Genomic DNA, 19,282 nt, shown 5'->3' with positions numbered 1-19,282 from the left:
CTCTACTTGAGTGGCCGCAAATACTTCGTTACGGCCAGTTCGCCGATCTGCCGGCCCATGGCAGCGCCCACCTCTGCGGAATTGCGGTAGTGCACGCCATCGTAAATGCGTGCATTATTTACTTCTTGCGTAAGATCATCAATTTTCGTCCAGCTTCGCGCTACGCCACCCGCCGCGTTACTGATGGTTGTCAGGAGGGGCATAGGTCCTTTTCCGATCTCCGCTTGCAGCACCGCGCCAACCGCCCCAGCAACGATGCAATGCGCGCATGGATATTCGGGGTGCATCGGTGTCTCAATGAAAGGCAGCCAGGACGGGTCTCGTTCCGTTGCGTCGTTTCCATCGATGTCCCCGTTACGGATCGCGGTGACCGGTCGCCAGAAGCCATAATGATACTTTGCATCAAACACGGCGATTAACGCATCGTGCGATGCTTGAGTTACAGCCGCGAACAAGCGTGCATTCTGGGTAATGTCTCTTCCGTCAACCTCGGCAACGGAGCGTACAACCCCATGGTAAATCGGCGGCATCACTTCTTCCCAGAAGAGGGCGATATCGGTTTGTTCGGTAGTACGGCGATCGCTGTGCTTACCGCCGAGCGTCTTGACCTCGTTGTAGTCGCGCGCCCATATCGCGCTGTCAAGCTGCGGGGGAGGGCCGGGACGGAACTGAGCAGGATTTGTCATCAGCCATGGTTTCATCTTCGCCCATTGGGGCGCCTCCGGTATTACCGTAGGCACATAGACGCCTGGAGAGGTGCGCGGCCGGTATGTTTCACCCGCTGTCGCCCCATCGCCAGCGCGCATGGCTAGAATCGCCGCTGCTGCTTCATTCCCTACTGTAATACCTTCGGTCTTGGCCCGGCCATTGGCGATGGTAATCAGCGCCGCCTGGTAAGCAACGTCGATTTCCGCCAGCCGCGATGGTACGAGTTTCACCAGGGTGGCACGGTTTGCTGACGCAATAGCGGCGTCGATTGAGGCCCCTGGGGCCGCTTTAAGCTTGACGTCGCTGACAGGATAGCGCCGGGTGATTGCATTCACCGCTTCGTATACGGAAGCGTGAACGATAGCCAGCGCGCGATCAACCGGCAGTGGTCCCAACCCGGAATCAACAAGAATATCACCGGCCTTGCGGCTCCATTCGGTAACCGTATCAGCTTTTGCCACTGGACCGGCAAGCATCACCGCCACGGCAATGGGTAACAAAATATTCCTGCGTGTCTTGACACTCCGAACCATATTTTCTCCAAGGTGAGTTAAACAATGCATATAATTTTGGTAGACTGGGCTTCGATCCCCTCTTACTCGAGCATCTCGAAACAGGGGTTGCCGCCACAAGCTCGGCGGGGTTGAACCAGTTTTTCGCCTCGATTGAGAGTCGGAGATGCGATATACGCACCGGTGGGCGCGACGTGCCCTAACGCAAGGGCTCAATGGATTGATGGGTTCTGCAGTTACTAACAGTTTCACATTATAACCTGCTGAGGAGCTTGAGCTATGGACTTGGAATGGAAAATAATTGACGAACATCATCAAGAGGTATTTATAGACCAGCACGTCAGAGGCCTCCTATGGATCACGGCCGCAGGTTTTTCATTCTGGCACAGCTATCCTAATCCGGCAGTTGATCTTTCGCGTGTCAAGACAGTAGAAGAAGCGAGAAAAGCCGTGGAAACCGCGCTTCGCCTGGAGGAGTATGAAAATCCGGCCAACCTAATGAAATAGCTGGAGTGGCTGGGTTAACCAAAGGCGAGTTGACATGAGCAAAGAAAAAAAGCTTTAAAGCTCGAAAGACCATATGTAGCAGTTACCAAGCCATAAAGTCTCTCACATTGCTTTGAGGAAGGATGTTTTTGGTAGGGGCGGGAGGAGTTTTATTGTCCACAATTGCTGTGGATAAGTTTGTTGATAACCTCTTCACAGGTTGGGTAAGTCACGTACCCGTAACAGTATTTTCTTACTTGGCTATTTTTTGAACTTTTGAATATTAGTTTAGAATCAATCAGATATCTCAAGAGCTAAGCCTCATGCGAGTTTGAAGGGGATGATTTTGGGAATTTGTGCGATTATTATGACAGTGTGGATTACTTCAGAATGTCAAGGAAAATCTCCATCGAGTAGATAGGGTTTTCCTTGAAATAATCGGAGGAGTTGAACCGCTGTCTATTGCAACTTCCTTCTTCTATCAATGCTGGATATTCGCCGGTTTCTGTAACCAGAACTGATACATGCCTCTAAACGTGTCAGGGTTTTCGAGCTCAAAGGTGTGCCATTTATCCAGGTCGGTTTGGGATATATCCTCGGGAAAACGCTCTCTATATCGTTTGGAAACGTCGGATTCAAGTGTAAATCCGAGAAACGCGAGGTCCAGTTCCAGCAGGTTTTCTTTTAGCTGAGGCAGCGTATAGTGATGCTCTTGAACATGAAATAGCGAATCACGGCACTCGCTCATCGTATAAAAGTCCCTGGCGGACAAAACTTTTCGGAATCCTGGCGCATTTTCGGGAGACATCATAGCCTGCCGACAGCGTCGGATATCTTCCGTATTCGGTGCATATCCCTTTTCGGCAATATAAAGCCTCGCATCAGTTTCATTTTGTCTGGCAAATGCGCTGTAGAAGCCCAAACGCATTAATCCGCCGGGGCGTAGTAAAGCAAGCAGTTCTCGCCACCCTGCCAGCGGTTTTGCAAGGTGATGAAGCACGCCGACCGATTCGATGAGGTCAAACATTCGGCCGCCCATTTCAGGCGAACTGAGGGTGCTTAAGCTGGTAATGTCGGCCTGTGCATATTCAATGTTTCCCAAACCCAGCTCCTCGGTCTTTCTCCTTGCGTAACACAGGCTCGTTAAACTCAAGTCCACGGCAAGGACGTTAGCATTGCCATATCGCTGGGCTGTTGCAATCGAATGTTGGCCTGTTCCGCATCCGGCTATCAGAATATCGATTCTTGCGTCAGCCTCATCAAGCCGGCTCATCGGAATGAACTTTGAAAAAGAAAATCGGTTGCGCAGATAGCGATTGACCGAAATGGATTTCCGATATGAGGGCAGTTTGACCCATCTTGGATACGGGTTTTCCTCATACTGCTTCTGCACCAGGCGTGACATATCGTCAACGATAGGGGTCAGATGCGGGATGAGGGAGCGGAGCCGCCGTTCTTCCAGCGGTTCCCATACTTGTTGCACTAGCAGCGCAGCCAGGGTATCGGGCAAGGAACGACCCAGCAGCGGATGTACAAGGGCGGGCTGTATATCGGCCAGCTGTACAAGGGCCTCGGAGGAACTCACTGAAATCAGCGGGAAATACGCCGCCACAGCAACCAGCCATAACGGGGAAACCGGTAGCGAGTCTGCCAAAGCGGCAGCAAGGCGATCCTTCAGTCGTTGTGCCAGTTCTAATTCCTCGTCTGAACAGGCAAAAATGTATTCGTTGATAAAGCACTGTCGAGCCACCGCGCAATAAAAAACCAGCGCTTTCGCTTCCGGTGCATTCTGAAAAGCATCGCAAAAAATGGCCGATGAATCAACGGAGACTCTGTTGTGATCGTGCTCGTGGATGGCGGCACGTAGCATGGCATATCTTGCCATGGTTAAAAACCGCTCCAGTTCCATGTCGCATACCGGCATAGTCTCCAGCAAGCACTGCAGCAAGAGGTCGTTGCAGACACTGGCGAAGCCGGACAGGCTATCCACGTTATCCGGACTATCGGAACCGAATTGCCCACTAGAGCCGTTAGAACCGGGGATTTCGAACCCAGGCCAGGCGCTATTTGCCCGGTCTATGCATTGCCTGATGCCCGGATTCAACTTGATGAGCGATACAGCCGGGTTTCCGAGCTCAGCCGGGCGGATCCATGCCTCGGATAGGGCTCGAGTGATAAAAGCACGAATGCCGGGAATCTCATGAGTAAGGTAAACATTTCTTATGCACTCGGCAAACCCACTTTTTATTTCCGGGTTTTCGCTAATTCGTAGCGCACATTGATAATTGATTACCGCCTCGTCCAGCTTTCCTTGCTCTTTCAGCGCATTAGCCAGATTACTGTATGCCTCGGCATAATCCAGTTTGCGAGCGAGCGCATTGCGATAGCTCGCAATTGCCTCATCCAGTCTGCCCAGTTCGCTAAGCGCATTTCCCAGATTGCTGTGCGCCTCGGCAAAGTCCGGCCTGAAAATGAGCGCTTTTTGAAAACTGGCGACGGCGTCTTCGGGATTGCCTCGTTCGACCAGCATATTCCCCAGGTTATTGTGCGCCTCGGCGGAGTCCGGTTTGAGCATGAGCGCTCTGCGATAGCTTGCGATCGCTTCATTCGGCTTGCCTTGTTCTCTCAGTGCGTTCCCAAGATTAGTGTGTATCTCAGCAAAATCCCGATCGAATGTCAGCGCTTTCCGATAACTGGCAATAGCTTCCTCCAGTTTGCCCTGTTCCTTGAGTGCATTGCCCAGGTTGACGTATACCTCCACCATGTCCGGCTTGAGCCCGAGTGCGGTGCGATAACTGGCGATCGCCTCATCCATCCTGCCTTGCTGCTTAAGGGCGTTCCCTAAATTACCATGGGCTTCCGCATAGTCCGGTTTGAACAGGAGTGCTCTGCCGATGAGCTCGATGGCGATCTCGGTCTTTCCCATCTGCCTCGCTATTAATCCCATGAAATGCAGCGCACCGGGATGATCCGGCACTACTTGGAGTATTCGTTGATAAATGGCCTGAGCCCGAGGCAGGTCTCCGCCTTGATGATACTGAATCCCTGCCTGGAGGTATTCCGAAATGGACGGAGCGGATGGAGCGGAGGAGGCGGATGAAGTCCCGGCTTCATGCTTCTGGCAGCAGTGCTTGTACTTCCGGCCGCTATTGCATGGGCACGGGTCATTGCGGGAAATCTTTTTCATGCGCTCAATCGTCATTCATAATCGATTCGTAAAATAAAACCCGGGCACGGATAGCACCGGCTTTGGAGTCGCGATACAAATATTTGGCGACGTGCAAAAGGCAATTGGTCAATCGTATTTCCTGCAATACCTTGAGCTCAGGCAATAGCATGACGGTAGCCGGTAGATTCAAGATCGGCACCGTAAACAGAAAGTCATGAGCCTATTTTTTCACCTTGAAATTTCCATTACATGGTCTATCCTGAAATGTAATTAGACCGTATATTTCCCAAGCGGCAACGTTTACGGGAGTAGATAAAACATGAAAGCTATCTCCAGCTGTAAAGTCCGAAACCTTGTCCTGGTTGCAGCCTTGGGCGTCAGCCTCGGTTTTGTGCCGACGGCTTTTGCCGGCTTCCGTTCCTTCATCGTAGACCCCAGCAGCAAAGCAGTGGTCGATATCGGAACTTTGGGCGGGATAGATGCTTTTGCTCGCGGCATCAACGATGCCGGACAGGTGGTGGGCTGGTCCAGAACGTCTGGCGGAAATACGCACGCTTTCATTACGGGTTCCGATGGCACAGGCATCAAAGACCTTGGTACCTTGGGTGGAAGCGACAGCTGGGCCTATGGCATCAATGCTGCCGGACAGGTTGTGGGACGTTCCCTCATAACCGGGGATAAAGCTTACCATGCTTTTATCACTGGCCCCAATGGGGTCGGCATGACTGATCTCGGCACCTTGGGTGGGAGCACCAGTTGGGCCTATGGCATTAACACCGCCGGGCAAGCGGTAGGAATCTCCCTGACGAGCGGTGATAAATCCTTCCGTGCTTTTACTACCGATGCTAAGGGTGGGAACATGACTGACCTGGGTACGCTGGGAGGAGATTACAGCGCGGCCCATGGCATCAACAGCGCCGGACAGGTAGTGGGCGACTCATTTACGAATAGCGGGGATCAACGTGCGTTCATCACAGGTGCTAATGGTGCGAACATGGCGGACCTCGGCACCTTGGGCGGAGATACCTTTGCGTATGGCGTAAACGATACAGGGCAGGCAGTAGGGCAGTCGAATTCACATGCTTTTATTTCCGGCGCCAATGGGGCGGGCTTGACCGACCTCGGCACGCTGGGCGGAGATGAAAGTGTGGCGTACGGCGTCAATAACGCCGGGCAAGTGGTGGGCGCGGCCCAAATTCCCCTGCTGCCGGAGGAATCGATCAGCGATTTTCATGCTTTTGTCACGGGTCCAAATGGAAGCGGCATGACAGACCTTAATTCACTGGTAAACCTGCCCGGCGACCCTTTGACGGAGTCCTACGGTGTCAACAACCTGGGGCAGGTTATTGCAGGCGGCTTTGTCGCCACTATTCCAGAGCCCGAGTCTTATGCCTTGATGCTTGCTGGCCTAATCCTGCTAGGGGTTGTGGTGCCTCGCAAGCAGAATGCCAGGCCGCTCGCTTCAGGACTTTATAATACGCAAACTGGATGAACTGACCCTATGAGAAGAGGGCGCAGATACCCGGAACTTGGGCTGATCAATTAATAAGTAGTTGGTGGAGGCAAAAACACGAAAAAAACCCAATCCTCTTTTACCGGGTAGAAGAGCGTGCAGCAACGCCCCTATGTACGGTAACAGACAGTTAGAGCTAGAGCTTCAGGTTATCTTGTATACGCGGCGGTTTTCAATGCCGTACTTATTAAAAGGATAATCGAAATGAAAAAATTAAAACTATTTACGGTGATTGTCATGCTTGCTGGAGTTGCAGGCTGCCTATCGATAGATACCAGCAAGTCTGGACCACAAGGTCCAAAGGGAGATCCTGGAACCTCCTCGGAAAAAGTTATTGTCGTTCCCGACAAGGACTATTAAAAAGCGCCTTCAGTGAATAAACCGCTGGCGCTCCTGTGATGTCACGGAAGCGCCAGCGGTTGAGTAACTGTCGGTCATTCTGTTCTATCTCTCACTAATCCACGTCTACCTGCCAAGCTCGCTCGAACGCGAGTTCTTTTCACGCCTTGGTTCTTCGTTAGATTACGTTGCGCTACGTGACTTGCCGACAATCTGCTCAAAACGGCCTGAGGAGACCGTTTCAGGCTGAATTCAGGCCTTGTCACCAGCTACTGATGGGCGGTTTTGATTGACCAGCCTCGCTCAAGCTATTAGTATATGCACCTCTCCAATTCCCCGATAGCTCAGTCGGTAGAGCGACGGACTGTTAATCCGCAGGTCCCAGGTTCGAGCCCTGGTCGGGGAGCCAATAACAGCAAGGGTTTCGGCGTTTTCGCGCCTCCCGTTTTTTTCCGCAATTCTGCTACTTTTCCGCAATTCTGCTTTATTGAAACAAACCGCTCGCGCTTCCAGTGTCGTAATTAGTAATTACTAGCTCTCCGCTGGCTTTACGTTCATGAGCCCCGCAGACCGCATATTGGATGGTCAACCCCAACATGGGCAGCCCATCAAATACACGCCGGATCTCGGGATGATCGTTGATACTTACCATTGCCTTTCCCTTCATCGACCTTAGTCGGTTGGCCATGTGCTCGTACTGCTCAAATTCAAACGGCACGCCGTAACCTTCGGTCCGCCAGTAGGGCGGGTCCAGGTAGAAAAAAGAGTGCGGCCTATCGTAGCGATCGATGCATTCGCCCCATGGCAAATTTTCTATCGTAGTGCTGGCCAAGCGAATATGTGCAGCCGATAAGCTTTCCTCGATACGGCACAGATTGATCGCTGGTGTCGTGGTCGCTGTACCGAAGTTCTGCCCGTGGACCTTTCCACCGAAGGCATACTGCTGCAGATAATAAAAGCGGGCTGCTCGCTGAATGTCCGTGAGCGTTTCGACTCGCGTCATTTTCAGCCATTCAAAAAGCTGCCGGCTGGTGAGTGACCACTGGAATTGCCGAACGAACTCTACAAGGTGATGTTGCACCACGCGGTAGAGCGAAACCAAATCGCCATTAATGTCATTGATGATTTCAACTGGCGCCGGCGTTGGTCGGAGGAAATAGAGCGCCGCCCCGCCGCAAAATACTTCCACGTAGCACTCATGCGGAGGGAAGAGGGGGATAAGACGATCGGCCAGGCGGCGCTTGCCGCCAAGCCACGGGATAATAGGTGCTGACATATGAGCCTCTCGAAATGGCGAGAATGTTGTGCTAAGCTCCCCCGCGCTGCGTACGTAGCAGGAGGGCCTTGGCTTTGGCTCACAGCTGTATTCTGTGGGTTAAGGTGGCCAGATGATGTTGACGCATCATTTGACCGCCCTTCTTTATTGCTGATCAACTAGTGCAAAATTTGCACTAGTTCAAAACCCTCGAATTCGAGGGAATTAGAATATCAACTAGAAAAATTCTAACAACTGATATTCCATCAAATTCAGTATGTAAGAAATTCTTACCAACTGAAGTGAATTTCACCCTAGTTCAAATGTTCAGTTATACGGAATTCCCGGATAACTCAGATACTTAATTAATCTGCATATTTTGCCGATCACCCCTAAACCCAATCCCGGCGTGGCAACCCGGCGCAAAGTAGGTGATTTGCCGATCACCTCCATTATCAGCTTGGGCCCAGTAGCGGGCATAAAAATACGCGCGGGGCGACCTAGATTCCCTAACGTGAATGCGGTTGATTATTGATGAGGTTGGGCTACACTAAAGTTTTCACAGCCAAGAAAATTCTTGAAACGATCACTAAAATTTCTAGCCATTTTCGGGCTAATTGCTCAAATATCTTCTTGTAACCGAATGCAAGAACCAGACAATTACCATGATTGCATTCTTCAAAATATGAAAAATGTGAGTAGCGACATGGCTGCCAGGGCGATTGCTGAGGCTTGTTACGACAAATATGGCGACCCCGAATTGCTTAAATCCAACAAAAAACCCGCCGAAACAGGGTCTACAAATTAGTATGTTCAAACCAACAAAACCTACGACATCGCTACTCTACCGCCTTCTGCCCCTTAATCCATCCCTGTAACCCAATCAATTGCTCGGTATTGGCAAGGCAGATTTCGGCTTCTCGCTCTTTCTGCCACTCAATGTCTGTGAGCCTAACGTCACTGGCTGTTTCATCAATTCCGCTGGTGGCGTCGGGAACGGTCCCCTGGTTGGCTGAGTTCCACATGCTGACAAAATGATTAGGGATAACGCAGCCGCTATCCATGCGCTTAATGACTTCAACTGGCACCTCTCGATCTCGGTAAATGGTTCGGTCTCTGAAAACGGTTCTTATCTTTTCCTGGGCAGCGACTGCTTGAGTTCCTGATACGGCCGTCACATCGTCGCGTTTTGCGACGATCTTAATTTCCTGTCTCTGCTCTTTCAGCATCCCGGCCTCGAAGTGATCCGCCGTTACCTTCCATGAAACCAGTCCACCAAGAGTCAGTCCACCTAAAAATATCCCGATCAATACATACATGTTTGCCTCGATTATGAGTTTGCACAATTTCGCAAACTGAACTGAATGTTTGGCTTAATATCGCACCCTTGTCATACCCTTAACCCCATGATTTAAATCGATTGTGGCGCTTCTCAATCGCCTGATTTTTGTGCAATTTTGCCGCCAACCTCAAACGCATGCGATACTCGTTCAGCCCCGTTCTTGTCAGCTCGTCCATAGCCACCAGATGAGAATCCGAGTTGGCTAACGATACGTTTCATGGCCCGGCGTTCGCTCAATACCATAGGATATTCATCCCTTGCCAGATACCCTTTTACCTCGTATCCGATTTCCGCTTGCGCTATGGTCGCAACCCAAACATAAGGGCCGGTCATAGAGTCCTCGCTTAAGCGACGGCGGATCAGCCAGGACGGTTGCAGAATCGGCTCGACTGTGAGCAGGCCGTCAACGATCACAAAGTTATCGGGCAGACCGTTCACACCCGACCATCCTTAGCTCTCCTGTCCATCCGATCAAAGATCGCGTAAATCTTGAAGTAACCGCGAACGACAACGATGGCCGCCCAACTCATCCAGGCCATCAGAAAAACATCGAATACTCTTATCGGAAGCCAGTTGGCATAGGAATAGAAAACCATAGCCATCAAACTGCACATAACAGCAGTCACGAACCATGGAACGAAATTATTCACGCCAACCCCAAGCACTGCTTGTATTCAGCCTCGCGGCGAATGGTCAGGCCGCGCATAACCTTTCCTTGGAACCTATTAAATGACTTGATGCGCCTACAGGCTTCGTCGTAATCAGCTTTATTCAGCACATCGATTAATCTGTCCGGCTCCGGTTGCTTCGGCTTACCTTGATCGTCAACTGTTCGCTTATCGGCTTTGCGGCACACTGCGCCTACGCCCACGTTATAGGCAAGACTCACGTATGCGTCGAATTCGTGCTGATACAGCGGCACCGTGACGCACTTTCGCACGCCGGCCGCATAGACATCCTCGATCTCGTTAAGCAGGCGGATCATGGCTCGGACTGGCGTTGTTTTATCTCCCAGTCGGACGCCAGCAGTAGAGCCAAATCCGTTAGTAGGTACGTCACCAGCGACTGGTGGCGCGGCGACCTCGACATAGCCCTCATGCTGAGCGATGCCAACGTACAGGCTTGCGCTCACCATCATGACAGCAACTGCCGAGCGGACCTGATTTACAGATGGTTTCATGATCGCTCCTTCGCTGCGTCCAGTGCCGCCTGAATCTGCGCAACTGCTATTCCCTGATCCATGAACCTAGCAACGAATGCCCCAGCCGCATAAGTTGCATAGCCGAGATACCGCAGCACTAACGCTGCATCAGCAACCAGTTCCGGCGTAATACCGAAGATCCCGGTCGGCACGACTGACGATGCCGATTCTGATGCGCTGATAAGAGCAGACGCGACAGCGGCCAGTCGTACGCTCCAGGCGCCCTTTAGAATCGCTTCCCAGTTCTCAACGAACTTCATTTTCCATCCAGCATGCAGTCGAGTTTCAGATTAAAAGATTCTTTCTCGTCACCAGTATCGATGCCTTTGCATGTCGGAGTTTTAATAACCGCCCTCGGCTTAGGCTCTGGCTTCACTTCAGGCTTTCCCCGCTCCTTTATTTCCTGTCGCGGCTCATCCACCGCCACTTCAATCGGCGACGGATCAGGTTTAAAAGCGCCCGGCGGCACAGAGCAGGCGACGGCCAGGAAGGCCACGATTATTAGTAAGTAATGCATCATTTCCTCCTTGACCAATGCTCGATAACCCTGTCGAGCTTCTCGTTAAACTCCTTCATGGTTTCCCGCTGCTCGACCCTTGCCGACTTAATCTCAGCGCTCAAGCGCTCATTAGTGCGCTCCTGATAAACCTCGCCGCGCTTGAGCGCCGCAATATCGTTCTGCACGGCGTTGTAAGTCGCCACGCCCGATGCAAGCAGACCGGCTACCGCGATAATCCCGCTCCACGACAGCGTGTGATTCGACGGACCGCGCCTCCTCCTTTCCTCTTTCTCTTCCCCTTCACAGCCCATTTCTAGCCCTCGCTCGGTCGAATCGTTCTGAATCTTCACGGCAGTCAGCATTGCAAAAAGCGCCCAAGGATTCCTTTACTTCGCGGCCAGTAGGGCAAATATCACAAGCACAGCGCCAGCGACGATCAACGTGATGCGTGGGAATTCCGCCAGCTTGTCGAGTGTCACGTACGCTTTTGCACCTACTTTTGCGTCCATGGCTTTAATCCTTTCTTCTATTTCTTTGATGCGTGCGCGCTGGAACATTGACATCTCAACCCCCATAAAAAAAGCCGCTCAATGGCGGCTCTGTGTTCAAAAATGCTATCTGTTAACCAGCTAAAATTATCGTTTCATTAGCCGGGTCTACCCCTGCAATATCAGTTAAGTTAGTTATAGATGTCTCAATATATTTACATCCTGCAGGCGTATTTAGTTGCAAAAAAACAGGGTCGCTGGTTTGTATAAGCATGCTCACAACCCCGGTAGTCGCTTGATAAATTACATAGTTGCTCACCGCTTTAACTCCTGAAGAATGACTGTTCTCAGAATCGAAGATTGGCTTAACGCCCAGCTCGTGTTATCTCTTGCTATGGACCAATCCAGAATAATGTCATATAGCTTTCCGCTGATTGAATCAAGCGCCCATACATGATTAAACTGCTGGTTACTGGAAATCACGTATGTTCCTACAATCGAGAAATTTCTAGTGTCCTGAGACAGCACCAATACCGTATTGATATTGGTGATTATGAAGTATGAAACTCCGGAAGCCGATGACCCGACATAATTGGTAGACAAAGTGATTTGCGTATCACCATCGATGGAAGCGATAGGATATTTGAATCCGCCAGGGATAAAAAAGTAATTGCCGACGACCAAACCGGACAGCCAGGACGTTCCGACTCCTGTAACAATTTTTGAGCCACTGGTGACCGAAACCGCGCCGGTTCTATAGACCGTGTATTCATTCAGGGTTAACCGCTCTACGCTCTTTAGCCCTTGAGAAGCACCCACTGTTATTAAATTGGAGTTAGCGGAATGAGATACAGTGATTAGGTGTTTATTGCCTGTTCCCAAAAATGGGATGGAAAATATGTTCTCCCATACCGAATAATTTGTTTGCGTTATTGTCCCGGCACCCTGCGCCACAGAGATGCTGGTGACTGAATTCGGCGCCATGTCTGTGGTCTGGGTTAGGAGCGCAGTTGAAGACACCCCCTCCGTTGCAGACAGCGGATACCATTCGCCGTCTGCCCTGCTGTATATGCTTACCGCACGGATCCAGTAATACCAAGTTTCTCCCGAATCTGTCGCGTGCGTGAATGCATTATCGTAAACAGTGGCGAGTCTGGAGGAGCCTGCGCGGTCATTTGTTCTAGACGCCCATACTTCGGCACCAAACAGCAACGGATCATTTAAAGCGGACCATTTGAGCAGGTTGCTTTTTAACGCAGGGGTAGCCGTCAAGCCAGATAGAGTTGGCGCTAATACTGGCTGGATAATCATATAGCTGTGATGATCTGAGTGTGTGGCTGATACGGGAATGGCGGTATTACATTTATCGTGTAAGAACCGACGATAGGTGTTGCAAATGAAAATGTTCCAGAAGTAACTATCTCCATTTCCGGAGCCACAGCGCCATCAGGAACGAAAACAAAAACTTCCGTGGGGTTTGGGAGTGAGCTTCCCAATGTTGTTGTATCGCTTCCATTTGCTATAACTTCCAGCTTACTCCAGGTTGCGGTGATTGTAGGCCGAGAAGAGACAACCCCACTATCAACATATTGGGTTGCATCATCGGCTTCGCCTTCGATTGCGGTTTCGCCAGATCGAGATTGACTATCCAACATATCATCTTGACATTGACCCGACCGCACTATCGCGCCCGTGGTAGTCTCATAAACAAGGAAATTCATCGTTTTAGCTCCGTGGCGACAATCGATCTAGCGGAATATGCACAATTTGCACCGCTCATTGCTTTTAGTTCATAGGTCTTAGTCCCTGAAGGCGAAGCATCGACGTAAGGAAAATAAAAACACAAACTTTTTGCTTGTGTGGATGTGACGATAACCGATTCCCTATAAACCTGCACTCCATTCACAAATACGGCGACCTCGGAACTGGCAGCAAAGCCATCACTACCCGGCTTTATAAAGCATGAGAAGTTTACAAGCAGACGGCCGTCAGACATTTTGTTTACAGATAGATACTGTAGTGAGCCGCCAGTAATTGGCGCTAACGTATACGCGGCCCCGACTTGAGTGACCGCATTAGCGCTTATATTTCCAGTAGCAATAATATCGCCCTGCACCGTCAGGTTTGTGCCATCCCATAGCAGGGCTTTACCGGCAGGATTGCCTACGCTGAGTTTATAGGTTGCGCCGGAGTGCCCGAGGAATAGGCCCGTGCCGGTATTGTATGCAGTCTGCCCGCCCTTGATATGCCCGGCGCCGGCGAACGTGATGGTTCCCGCTGTAATCGTGCCCAGGTCTGCACTTATGGCAGCCAAGTTCGTTACGCTCATTTGCCCGGCCGTCACTGATTTGGCCAGTAGATCAGTACCATCAACCCACGTAACCCAGGCCGAACCATTCCAGCGATGGAGCTTTTCGTCGCTGGTCAAGTAGACCACTTGCCCCTCATGGGTTCCTGCCGTCGACAGATCCGCTACCGAGGTAATGCCGCCTGAAGATAGCGGCATTGCCGTGACTTCAGAGCTTAAATTCAGGCCATCCTTTCCAAACTGGTCATAGAAGGCGACCCTATAGAATCTGGCAACACCAGCCGGAAGGCCGTTGAAGGTTTCGGAATTGTTGGGTCCGTCATATAGCAGATTGCCTGGGCCCGGCGTGAATCCGCTTGAAAGCGATCCGTATACCAGCATGCCGCCATAGTCCGTATCGGAGGGCAAGGTGGCGGCAATGGTGGTATTGCCTATGCCGGCGGTTGCGGAAAGCCCCGAAGGCACCGCTATCTGGGGATTGGTTACTGTGAGGGCTGCCCCGCTCACTGATGAGCCATTCCCAGACACCGCGTACAGCTTCAGGTCAACCGAGCGCCAGGGACCGCCGTCGGCCGTCATGTCCTCAAATGTGTACTGGTAGCTTGTCGATCCGATCCCGCTTACTGTGCGCTTCAGCACGCCCGCTCGCCATACCTCAATTTTGTAGGAGGTCGCACCGGCGTATGCATTCCACTTCACCTTGGCCCCTGTGCCAGTGAATGCCTGCTCCAGTGCGAAGCCGGTGATAGTCCCAAGATAGGATCCGGTTACCGCGTATGGCGTGGCGGTGAGCTCGGCCAAATCTTGCGCCGCTAGTCCATAAATATTAAGTGACCTTAGCTTGATATAGATCGTGGTGCCGATCATTTCCGGGTCATAGTCATATTTGAATATGGCCTGATCAAGCCGGGCAAATCGAGTCCCCGCTGTCCATGCGGACTTGCTCGACCCATACGCGCCACGCCGCAAGCCGGTCAAGCTGTAGTGGTACGGCGAGGTCAAGGTGGCGGTCTGGAATGAAACCAGCTCATTACCGATCAGGCACAGCGTATTGAGTTGATCTCGGTCAGCCAATGTTCCCCCCGTCAATACAGCCTTTGACGCAGTCACATCAACAGCAAGAGTATTTGCAACGTCAGGATCTGATCCGTTGGCCAGCGCGCCGGTGCCGTGCCGTGCCGGTCCGGAGATCAGCCCAACCCGTGAATAGGTGGCGTTGTCCCTCGATACCCAAACCTCACAGCTACCCCAGTTGACGCCGCCTGATGTTGCCATCCAGATCTGGGGGGTAACTGACAGTGAGGTAGGAGGTTCGAAAATAACCGGCGCGTTTGAGTCTCCCGGGGATATGTTGTAATCCGCGCTATATCCGCCAACCTCCTGGCTTGAGTAAACCGCGCTCGAGCTCACGCCGGACAGGACTTCTTCGGCCTTGATGGACAACCCCCCGTCCTCGTCTTCCTCGATTTCCATGATTCTGACGGGCGTCCGGTTTAGCCCGAGGCCGGGATCCGTCAAGGTGACTATATCCATCGGCTCGAGCCGGGCGTATTTCCAGCCAAGGCGGAACTCATACGAGTTGCGCTGATATAGGTCGCGTTGGCCGATCAGTTGCACTACAGTCCTGGCGACGGCGGGATCAGTGATCTCATCCAGGTTGATAGGGTTGCCTGCCCTGAGTCCGTGCATTTCGATAGCCGCTTGATCCTTGAACTCGGCGGGTTCCTCCGCGTATTGATTCGCGCGGTTGAAAAATTTGATGTTGATCTGGTTAAACGCATCGGCCTGCGTGCTACGACGCGCTCTGACGGGATCATCATTATCGAGGAAATCATCGTCTGACAAGTCGTATTGCGGGGTCAGGTCCGGGGTGAAGGTCTCCCCATTGCCAGTGACGGGGGCATCGCCATAAGGCACGACCCGGAACCGATCTTCAGACCAAACCGCATTGCTATTGCCGAGCTGTAGCAAGCGTTCAATTACGCCGTGGGCGGTTTCCTGTTGCGTATATGCCGGGGAGATAAATATCCCGCTGGCCACGCAGAACTGAGAATACTGAGTCAGGTCGCCTATCAAAGATGCAGAAAACCCCATGCCGAAGTTTGCATCCGTCAAAACACTGGAAAGCACGTCCCTGGGGTTTGCATCGACAATCGCACCGCCGTACTGACGCAGTCCATCAACCTCAAAAGAGTGATTCGGCAGCGCCGCCTGATCATCGAGTTGGTAGACCGGCGAGAAAAGGTATGCCGTGCCACGATACCCGAGCGCCTGGTCAGAGTGATTCGTACTCATGTACGGTGCAGCGGACTGCGAATATGATCCGGTGTATAGGGACAGGTTCAGGTCGGAAGTATTATGAATTTCCTTCCCTTGCCAAATCGTCCGGATGCCAATTACCGGCCCTTCACACAAGCCGATGATGACCGCAGCTTGATAGCTGTAAGTCGTGGATTTTTGTTTGCCGCTTGGGCCACCCTTGCCGCCGGCCGACTGCGTTGCGGTGTGCGCGACCGGCGTAAAGTCCCCATACCAGAGCAAGTTTCCTGACACTCGCGCGCGCCCGAAAACGACCGGTACCACGCTACCATATGCAGACGTCTGCAATCTGACCGACGCGATAATTGGCGCGGTGTTGTTCGGTTGTTTTTGTCCGCCGAAAAAGCCGCTCACGCCAATCCCCTTAATCGATAGATTCCATCAAGCCGATCGGCTAGCGGTCCGCGAGAGGCGTCCGATATTGTGACCATGCGCTCGTCTTTGTAAGCGTGAATGATGAGCGGCCACTCGACAACAATGGATCCGTGCGAGGCTGTCCGGCCAAACCGAAACATGGCGATGTCGCCAGGGAGAGGATCCTGCTCGGTCAAATCCGCGTAGTTTTTCAGGACATTCAGGAAGCGCGGTTCGTCCCTGTGTATATGCCAGTCAGGCGGGTATTCGCCCAAGTCAATGCGGGGAATCAATCCGGCATCGGCGAACACTTCCACCAGAAAATATGCACAGTCCACACCCGCACCTTTGACGCGGCCTTGATGATGCCATGGGGTTTTTAGCCAAGTCATTGCCTGATCGACAATGGCGACACGTTTACCACTCATAGCACTGTTTCCGGTACCGGAACATATGGGGATCCCCGGAAGTTCGCGAGGTTCGAAAACTTGCTGGAGCATGTCGATTGCTGCTTATCGCACCCGGCATAGGCGACGAATGTGTCACCAATTGCAGGGGGAACCACAAGCGGCAACGCCAGGACTATCACGCCTGGCGTGTATTGTTTGATCGTGCGTGTAATGCCGGCATTCGCACCGCTGGTGAATTCCATAGTCCCCAGGGAAAAATAGCCAGACGCCTGGGACAGACCGCAATTGATCTGCGTCACATTTGACCCGGGAGTGACGTTGGATGCCGTCCTGAAACCCGTCTTATTAAGCGTGCAGCCGGTGTCATATAGTGTATGCAGGCACCCAGGCTGATACATGTTTCGCGGCCATTGCTGATTGAGTTTTTCCAGATCGGATTTAACTGTAAGTCGCGCCTCAGTGCGGCTTACTTCAATATCCGCAACGTTCCCCGAAAACGCCCACAGCTTGCCCGCGCTGGTATCGCCAAATGTGGGCATGAAAACGCGCTCAACCAGTACGCGCGCACCGTCCAGATCGCCACTTCGGGCAGCTTGCAGCCACGGCTTGCCATTCAAGAGCATCGTGCTGTCGGCAAAGACAGTCATGTCCATGGTTTGCACTTCCAGCCCGGCTTTGTTAGAAATTTTGCTGCGAGTGATTATCGGGCCGGCGCTGCTGAAAGTATTCCCGCCCACTGTGAGATCGGCATCCGCTCCGGTGTAACGGGCAACGAACCCGCCGACCAGAGTGAAGGTGTACAGATCGGCCATAAGCAGATTTTGCTTGCTGGCGAGCAGGCTTATCATTGCGGCAGATGCAGTCTTCATACCTTGTTACCTGGCGCGCCCTTGAACTCGCATTTCTTGAGCTCCCAGAGCTGTTTCATGAATTGATCGAAGCCGCCTTCGTCCATCATGAAACGGCAGCGGTAATAATATGTTCCGGTCCAGGTAAGAGAAGCAGAGGCGGCGGGTGCGCTGACAAATGTCACCAGGCCAGTACTGCTGATGCTGTAATTGGCCGGGCTGGTTTGAGTGATCCCGGCCCTCTTGATGTTGGTCAGCAGGTTGACGTTTTGTACCGGTTCCACGAAAGCGTTCCCGCCGGCGCTGATTGCCCGGGTCAGCTGGTATTGAGTCGTGCTTCCATCCCCCACGCCGAACTGATAATCAGTGACTGAATTAAAATCTGGATCGGAATACAGGAACGAATCCCAGGAACCGCGCACAACAAGGAAAAATGCCAATAGCTTTTTTAGGTCATCATTGGAATCGCCGCGCAGGAACTCATACGACAGCGTGAAACGCCAAAGAGGGTATGCCTGAAACGATGAGCGCAACTCACGGCCAGAGACGGACTCCTGAATTTTGGTTTTGAATATCGGATGCTTGCCGGTGGACCATGATAAGCCCGGTAGTGTGGGAAACACTGCGTTACTCATTTACGGTGCCATGCAAAATTTCGATTTAGCTGCGTCAATAGCTTGGCAAGATCATTTTTATGGATGAAATCACCGCCCGAGGTATGGATATGTACAGTTGAGGCATCCCCGGTCATATTCCTGATCGCATCCGCGTGCTCAGCCGGCAGAACCATTTCGCGTTCGTGAAGTTGAGTCATTGGGTTTATGCCGGCAGGGATGTCATAGCCGCCTTCTGCTGAAGCAACCGCCAGGCCGCTCAAGACCATGGCCATCGTTTCAGCAAATGCTGCGGCTGCCAGGGCAGGACCTACAATCGGAATGGGCGCCACAGCAGCAGCTGCGCCACCAGCTGCGATCGCGGCTTCAGCCGGTATAATGCCGGCTGCGGAAACTTTCGCCGCTATCACTGCTGCTGTGGCGGCGGTTGCGCGCGAAGCTGTAGTGTCGATCAGGCCCATCTTTTCCAAGAAAGCCCGCATCACTGTGCCCGTCTGTGTCGCGGCGGTTTTCCGGAGCTCAGCCGCGGCCCAGGCCGTCGCCATGTTGACCGCTGATTTGATGAACGAGGCCGCGATGTTGTCGCCGATATTCAGCATGGCTTTTCGCCATGTCAATGTGCCCTGGATCATGCCGTTGATGGTTCGGTCGAAAGCATCCTTGATCGGGAAGAGGACTCCATCCCACTTTTCCTTGACATCAAGCTGCATGGCGGAATTGATCTTTTCCACGTCGAGCGCGTGTTTGAACTGAATCTCCGCCATTTGATCAAGCAGCTTCTGCAAGGCAACCGGGTCATAATTGGGGTCGCCCTTCATTGCATCGATGCGCGCTTGCTGAGCGGTAGTTTGTATCTGGAAACGCTGCTCTTCATAGTTACGCTGAATATCAAGCAATTGCCGCTTGCTCATGTATCC

At 52.3% G+C, this 19,282-nt stretch carries 22 protein-coding genes and 1 tRNA gene; 4 read left to right on the top strand and 19 right to left on the bottom strand.

Translation table 11 applies throughout. From position 1 onward, the window contains the following. Positions 1–2: 2 nt before the first annotated feature. Entirely contained in the window at positions 3–1,241 is a 1,239-nt protein-coding gene (locus tag BUA28_RS12840) for a vanadium-dependent haloperoxidase (RefSeq protein ID WP_072768517.1), read from the bottom strand. Positions 1,242–1,499: 258 nt separating this feature from the next. On the opposite strand from BUA28_RS12840, the gene BUA28_RS12835 reads away from it, so the two are divergent. After that, on the top strand, positions 1,500–1,727 hold the full coding sequence (locus BUA28_RS12835) for a hypothetical protein (RefSeq protein WP_072768516.1): 228 nt from the start codon (positions 1,500–1,502) through the stop codon (positions 1,725–1,727). Between the two features lie 460 nt (positions 1,728–2,187). Here BUA28_RS12835 and BUA28_RS12830 read toward each other — a convergent pair whose 3' ends face one another. After that, a complete protein-coding gene (locus tag BUA28_RS12830; protein WP_072768559.1) occupies positions 2,188–4,893 on the bottom strand; it encodes a tetratricopeptide repeat protein in 2,706 nt (901 codons plus the stop codon). A 301-nt stretch (positions 4,894–5,194) separates the two neighbouring features. On the opposite strand from BUA28_RS12830, the gene BUA28_RS12820 reads away from it, so the two are divergent. The 3 genes from BUA28_RS12820 to BUA28_RS12815 all read left to right on the top strand — a co-directional run bounded on the left by BUA28_RS12820 (position 5,195) and on the right by BUA28_RS12815 (position 7,136). Next, on the top strand, positions 5,195–6,367 hold the full coding sequence (locus BUA28_RS12820; protein ID WP_083570016.1) for a hypothetical protein: 1,173 nt from the start codon (positions 5,195–5,197) through the stop codon (positions 6,365–6,367). A gap of 225 nt (positions 6,368–6,592) precedes the next feature. Continuing rightward, the gene (locus BUA28_RS15970) at positions 6,593–6,748 is read left to right on the top strand and encodes a hypothetical protein (RefSeq protein ID WP_178298044.1); all 156 of its coding nucleotides are present in this window, start codon (positions 6,593–6,595) and stop codon (positions 6,746–6,748) included. A 312-nt stretch (positions 6,749–7,060) separates the two neighbouring features. Continuing rightward, a tRNA-Asn gene (locus tag BUA28_RS12815) sits at positions 7,061–7,136 on the top strand. 75 nt (positions 7,137–7,211) lie between these two features. Here BUA28_RS12815 and BUA28_RS12810 read toward each other — a convergent pair. From BUA28_RS12810 to BUA28_RS15965, 17 genes are all read right to left on the bottom strand, one after another. Further along, a complete protein-coding gene (locus tag BUA28_RS12810; RefSeq protein ID WP_072768515.1) occupies positions 7,212–8,003 on the bottom strand; it encodes a DNA adenine methylase in 792 nt (263 codons plus the stop codon). A gap of 818 nt (positions 8,004–8,821) precedes the next feature. Next, entirely contained in the window at positions 8,822–9,301 is a 480-nt protein-coding gene (locus tag BUA28_RS12805; protein ID WP_072768514.1) for a hypothetical protein, read from the bottom strand. A 113-nt stretch (positions 9,302–9,414) separates the two neighbouring features. Then, a complete protein-coding gene (locus tag BUA28_RS12800; RefSeq protein ID WP_072768513.1) occupies positions 9,415–9,762 on the bottom strand; it encodes a hypothetical protein in 348 nt (115 codons plus the stop codon). Further along, entirely contained in the window at positions 9,759–9,974 is a 216-nt protein-coding gene (locus BUA28_RS12795) for a hypothetical protein (RefSeq protein WP_143148440.1), read from the bottom strand. The genes BUA28_RS12800 and BUA28_RS12795 overlap by 4 nt, the downstream gene beginning before the upstream one ends. Then, positions 9,971–10,504: a glycoside hydrolase family protein gene (locus tag BUA28_RS12790; RefSeq protein ID WP_072768512.1), complete on the bottom strand. Its 534-nt coding sequence runs from the start codon at positions 10,502–10,504 to the stop codon at positions 9,971–9,973. The genes BUA28_RS12795 and BUA28_RS12790 overlap by 4 nt, the downstream gene beginning before the upstream one ends. Next, entirely contained in the window at positions 10,501–10,785 is a 285-nt protein-coding gene (locus BUA28_RS12785) for a DUF7940 domain-containing protein (protein ID WP_072768511.1), read from the bottom strand. Before BUA28_RS12785 ends, BUA28_RS12790 begins: the two co-directional genes overlap by 4 nt. After that, positions 10,782–11,045 (bottom strand): hypothetical protein, encoded by a 264-nt coding sequence (locus BUA28_RS12780; RefSeq protein ID WP_143148522.1) that lies wholly within the window; start codon positions 11,043–11,045, stop codon positions 10,782–10,784. The genes BUA28_RS12785 and BUA28_RS12780 overlap by 4 nt, the downstream gene beginning before the upstream one ends. Then, complete coding sequence (locus BUA28_RS12775) at positions 11,042–11,386, bottom strand: hypothetical protein (RefSeq protein WP_256598319.1); 345 nt, start codon at positions 11,384–11,386, stop codon at positions 11,042–11,044. Before BUA28_RS12775 ends, BUA28_RS12780 begins: the two co-directional genes overlap by 4 nt. Positions 11,387–11,410: 24 nt before the next feature. Next, a complete protein-coding gene (locus BUA28_RS16315) occupies positions 11,411–11,533 on the bottom strand; it encodes a hypothetical protein (protein WP_256598318.1) in 123 nt (40 codons plus the stop codon). 112 nt (positions 11,534–11,645) lie between these two features. Next, the gene (locus tag BUA28_RS15625) at positions 11,646–11,831 is read right to left on the bottom strand and encodes a hypothetical protein (protein WP_143148521.1); all 186 of its coding nucleotides are present in this window, start codon (positions 11,829–11,831) and stop codon (positions 11,646–11,648) included. Beyond that, a complete protein-coding gene (locus BUA28_RS12770) occupies positions 11,828–12,823 on the bottom strand; it encodes a phage tail protein (RefSeq protein ID WP_072768509.1) in 996 nt (331 codons plus the stop codon). Before BUA28_RS12770 ends, BUA28_RS15625 begins: the two co-directional genes overlap by 4 nt. Continuing rightward, the gene (locus BUA28_RS12765) at positions 12,820–13,233 is read right to left on the bottom strand and encodes a hypothetical protein (RefSeq protein ID WP_072768508.1); all 414 of its coding nucleotides are present in this window, start codon (positions 13,231–13,233) and stop codon (positions 12,820–12,822) included. The genes BUA28_RS12770 and BUA28_RS12765 overlap by 4 nt, the downstream gene beginning before the upstream one ends. Further along, complete coding sequence (locus BUA28_RS12760) at positions 13,230–16,493, bottom strand: phage tail protein (protein ID WP_072768507.1); 3,264 nt, start codon at positions 16,491–16,493, stop codon at positions 13,230–13,232. The genes BUA28_RS12765 and BUA28_RS12760 overlap by 4 nt, the downstream gene beginning before the upstream one ends. Continuing rightward, positions 16,490–16,921 (bottom strand): C40 family peptidase, encoded by a 432-nt coding sequence (locus tag BUA28_RS12755; protein WP_072768506.1) that lies wholly within the window; start codon positions 16,919–16,921, stop codon positions 16,490–16,492. Before BUA28_RS12755 ends, BUA28_RS12760 begins: the two co-directional genes overlap by 4 nt. Further along, entirely contained in the window at positions 16,918–17,772 is an 855-nt protein-coding gene (locus BUA28_RS12750; RefSeq protein WP_072768505.1) for a DUF2163 domain-containing protein, read from the bottom strand. Before BUA28_RS12750 ends, BUA28_RS12755 begins: the two co-directional genes overlap by 4 nt. Next, the gene (locus BUA28_RS12745; RefSeq protein ID WP_072768504.1) at positions 17,769–18,386 is read right to left on the bottom strand and encodes a DUF2460 domain-containing protein; all 618 of its coding nucleotides are present in this window, start codon (positions 18,384–18,386) and stop codon (positions 17,769–17,771) included. Before BUA28_RS12745 ends, BUA28_RS12750 begins: the two co-directional genes overlap by 4 nt. Beyond that, the coding region (locus BUA28_RS15965; protein WP_218587266.1) for a hypothetical protein at positions 18,383–19,282 on the bottom strand (900 nt) is incomplete at its 5' end. The genes BUA28_RS12745 and BUA28_RS15965, both read right to left, overlap by 4 nt.

Source organism: Nitrosospira sp. Nsp11, from assembly GCF_900142705.1.
In the GTDB taxonomy this organism is placed as follows: Bacteria; Pseudomonadota; Gammaproteobacteria; order Burkholderiales; family Nitrosomonadaceae; genus Nitrosospira.
This window is presented reverse-complemented; position numbering and strand designations above follow the sequence as displayed.